This window comes from Microbacterium sp. UBA3394 (assembly GCF_002358725.1).
Taxonomy (GTDB): domain Bacteria; phylum Actinomycetota; class Actinomycetes; order Actinomycetales; family Microbacteriaceae; genus Microbacterium; species Microbacterium luteum.
The window spans coordinates 1-3,888 of the sequence record NZ_DEPK01000151.1 but is presented as its reverse complement, the minus strand read 5'-3'; the positions used below and the strand labels follow the sequence as shown (position 1 = coordinate 3,888).

Below are 3,888 nucleotides of genomic sequence, written 5' to 3'. Positions count from 1 at the left end.
GAACACACGGCGACCTCGCGGGTGCCCGTCGGCCTCCGACAGGGCAGACTAGGACCCATGAGTCGCGCAGGAACGCCCGCCGAACCCTCTGACCTCATCGACATCGACGAGCTGCTGGCCGCCTACTACGACCGCAAACCCGACGCGTCGGTGCCCGCGCAGCGCGTGGCCTTCGGCACGAGCGGCCACCGGGGGTCGTCGCTGTCGACCAGCTTCAACGAGGACCACATCCTCGCCACGACGCAGGCGATCGTCGACTACCGCACCGCTCAGGGGATCGCCGGTCCGCTGTTCCTCGGCCGCGACACGCACGGCCTGTCGCTGCCGGCGGAGCGCACCGCCGTGGAAGTGCTCATCGCCAACGGCGTCGACGTGCGACGGGATTCCCGCGACTCCTGGGTGCCCACGCCGGCACTCAGCCACGCGATCCTCGTGCACAACGCCGGGCGCGATGCATCCGACCCCGCCCGCGCCGACGGCATCGTGGTGACCCCGAGCCACAACCCGCCCCGCGACGGCGGCTTCAAGTACAACCCGCCGCACGGCGGCCCGGCCGACACCGACGCGACCGGATGGATCGCCAACCGCGCGAACGACCTCATCGCCGCCGGGCTCGACGGCGTTCGCCGCACGCCGTTCAAGGACCTCGACGAGTCCACGATCGGCGAGTACGACTTCCGTGACGCCTACGTGCGCGACCTCGCCGGCATCATCGACGTCGAGGCCATCCGCTCCGCCGGAGTGCGCATCGGCGCCGATCCGCTCGGCGGCGCATCCGTGGACTACTGGGCCCTCATCGCCGAGGTCTACGGCCTCGACCTGACCGTGGTCAACCCCGACGTCGACCCGACCTGGCGCTTCATGACGCTCGACTGGGACGAGAAGATCCGGATGGACCCGTCGTCGCCGTCGGCGATGGCATCGCTCGTCGCGCGCCGGGACGAGTACGACATCCTCACCGGGAACGACGCCGATGCCGACCGCCACGGCATCGTCACCCCCGACGCGGGGCTGATGAACCCCAACCACTACCTCGCCGTCGCGATCGACTACCTCTACTCCCACCGGCCGGACTGGCCGACGGATGCTGCCGTGGGCAAGACCCTGGTGTCGTCGATGATCATCGACAAGGTCGCCGCGGCCCTCGGACGCACGCTGCTGGAGGTTCCGGTCGGGTTCAAGTGGTTCGTACCGGGGCTGCTCGACGGATCCGTCGCCTTCGGCGGCGAGGAGTCCGCGGGTGCCTCGTTCCTGCGCACCGACGGAGCGGTCTGGACCACCGACAAGGACGGCATCCTGCTGTGCCTGCTCGCCGCAGAGATCCTGGCGGTCACGGGCAAGACCCCGTCGCAGCGGTATGCCGAGCTGGAGGCCGAGTACGGCGCATCCGTCTACCAGCGTGTGGACGCCCCGGCGACTCCGGAGCAGAAGGCGGCCCTCGGCAAGCTCGCGCCGGAGTCGGTGAGCGCGACGGAGCTCGCGGGCGAGCCGATCACGGCCAAGCTCTCGCACGCCCCCGGCAACGGCGCGGCGATCGGCGGTCTGAAGGTGCAGACCGACAGCGCGTGGTTCGCGGCGCGCCCCTCGGGCACCGAAGACGTCTACAAGCTCTACGCCGAGTCGCTCCGTGGCGAGGAGCACCTGCGACAGGTGCAGGATGAGGCGCGCGCGGTGATCACCGCGGCGCTCGGCGACGCCTGACGCGTCGGTGTCAGCGCGAGGCGGCTGCGACGGCGTTGTCGAGACGGTCGGTGTCGACCGTGGGGCGCTCGGCGCGGTTGGTGAGCAGCACGTAGGCGACGCCGAGGGTCGGATGCATCCAGAACTCGGTGCCCGCCCATCCGCCGTGGCCGTAAACGTCGGTGTCGAGCAGGCCCGGCGCGCGAGTGCGGAGATTCCACGTGAAGCCCCAGTCCTGGCCGCGCTCGACGGGGTACGGCTCGAGGCGCGGGATGGCACCGGTGATCGGCCGGCGCATCATGTCGAGGGTGACCGGCGAGACGATCCCCTCGCCCTGACGCAGCAGCGCCGATCCGATCGCGAGCAGGTCGCCGGCGCGAGCCATGGCGCCGGCGCCCGGGTGGCGGAGCGCCGCGAACGCCGACATGTCCACGCCCTTCTCGGCGGCATCCGGCACGGCGTGCGGCTCGCAGTCGGTGTCGAGGGTCACCCCGTCGGCGCCGACCGCCGAGGTCCACTCCCCCAGCTGCGCCTCCCACGGTGCGCCGGCGGCGTGCTCGATCATCGCCGCGACACCGTCGAACGCGACCGACGAATAGCGTGAGACCGTGCCGGCGGCGAAGTCCCGCCCCGGCGCCAGGAGGGCGTCGCGGAGGCCACCGCGCACGTCGAGCGCCGGCTCGGGGATGCCCGCGGTGTGCGAGACGAGGTGACGCAGGAGCACCGCATCCTCTCGCCCCTGCCCGAAGGACGGCAGCGCCTCGGTCAGCGGAGTCTGCGGCGTGAGCAGGCCGCGCTCGACCGCGCGCGCCGCGGTGAGGCCGACGAGCACCTTCGTGATCGACCACAGGAAGTAGTGGTCGTCGACGCGTGCCGGGCGCCCGTCGGTGCTGCCGAAGGCGTCGAGGGCGACGATGCCGGACCGGTCGGCGATGCCGAGCACCGCGGTGGGCAGCGCCCCGGTGTCGACCTGTCGGCGGGCCCAGTCGAAGGCGGCGGAGTACGTCTCGGTCATGGTGTCCGTTCCTGATCGTCGGAGAATCGCGCGTCGGTCGGAGAATACCGGCCGAATCCTCCGACATCGGCGCGATTCTCCGACCGGCGGACAGATGCGAAACGTTTTTCTGGAAAACGCCTACCATGGGGATGCCGGACGAACGAGCCCGGCGGAATCACGAGGACGCGATGAAGCGAGTGGGCATCCGCGATGTCGCCGAGCGCGCGGGCGTGTCGATCAGCACCGTCTCCAACGCCCTGAACCGCCCGGAGCGGGTGCGCGACGAGCTCGTCGCACGCGTGCGCCAGGCGGCGGACGACCTCGGGTACGTGCCCCTCCAGGCCGCTCAGCAGCTGCGCGCCGGGCGCAGCGGGATGCTCGGCATGACGGTGATCAACATCGCCAACCCGTTCTTCGCCGCCATGGTCGCCGGCGCCGAGGAGGCCGCCGCCGCATCGGGCTATCGCATCCTCGTCGGCAACGACGACGACGACGCCGAGAAGGAGCGCGAGCACCTGCGCCTATTCGAGCGCGTGCAGGTCGAGGGCGTGCTGGTCTCCCCGTACGGCGCCCCGGGCGAATCGATCTCGCACCTGCGCGCGCGGGGCATCCCGGTCGTGCTGGTGGATGCGGTCGACGACGAGGGCGCGCTGCCCGCCGTCTCCTTCGACGACGTCGCCGGCGGCCGGCTCTCGGCCGATCACCTGCTGGAATCCGGCCGCCGCCGACTCGCCTTCGTCGGCGCGCGCGAGGAGGTGCGGCAGGTGCGCGAGCGCCTCGAGGGCGCGAGAGCGGCGGTCGCCGCGCATCCCGACGCGACACTCGAGGTCGTCTGGTCGGCGCGCACGACGGCGCAGCTCGGCCGGGAACTCGGCGAGCGCATCGCCGCCGCGCCCACCGATCGCCGCCCCGACGGGATCGTCGCCGCTAACGACCACCTCGCGTGCGGCATCGTGTTCGGGCTCATCGCATCGGGTGTGCGAGTGCCCGAGGACATCGCCGTCGTCGGCTACGACGACATCGAGTTCGCCTCCGTCGCGGCGGTGCCCCTCACCTCGGTGCGTCAGCCGGCGCGCGAGATGGGGCGTCGCGCCGCGGAGCTGCTCATCGCCCGCATCGCCGGCGACGAGCGCGACGGTGCGACGGTGCTGTTCGAACCCGAGCTCGTCGTGCGCGCGTCGACGACCGGGGCGCTCGTCACGGCAGGCTGA

General features: G+C 71.9%; 3 protein-coding genes. 2 read left to right on the top strand and 1 reads right to left on the bottom strand.

Going from position 1 to position 3,888, the window contains the following annotated elements; all coding sequences use genetic code 11:
- The first annotated feature begins 57 nt into the window (after positions 1-57).
- The gene (pgm, locus tag B4E30_RS08875) at positions 58-1,701 is read left to right on the top strand and encodes a phosphoglucomutase (alpha-D-glucose-1,6-bisphosphate-dependent) (protein ID WP_286794827.1); all 1,644 of its coding nucleotides are present in this window, start codon (positions 58-60) and stop codon (positions 1,699-1,701) included.
- 10 nt (positions 1,702-1,711) lie between these two features.
- Here the strand turns inward: pgm and B4E30_RS08870 are convergent, their stop codons facing one another.
- On the bottom strand, positions 1,712-2,695 hold the full coding sequence (locus tag B4E30_RS08870; protein WP_286794825.1) for a serine hydrolase domain-containing protein: 984 nt from the start codon (positions 2,693-2,695) through the stop codon (positions 1,712-1,714).
- Between the two features lie 170 nt (positions 2,696-2,865).
- Between B4E30_RS08870 and B4E30_RS08865 the strand changes: the two genes are divergently transcribed.
- Entirely contained in the window at positions 2,866-3,888 is a 1,023-nt protein-coding gene (locus B4E30_RS08865) for a LacI family DNA-binding transcriptional regulator (RefSeq protein ID WP_194385586.1), read from the top strand.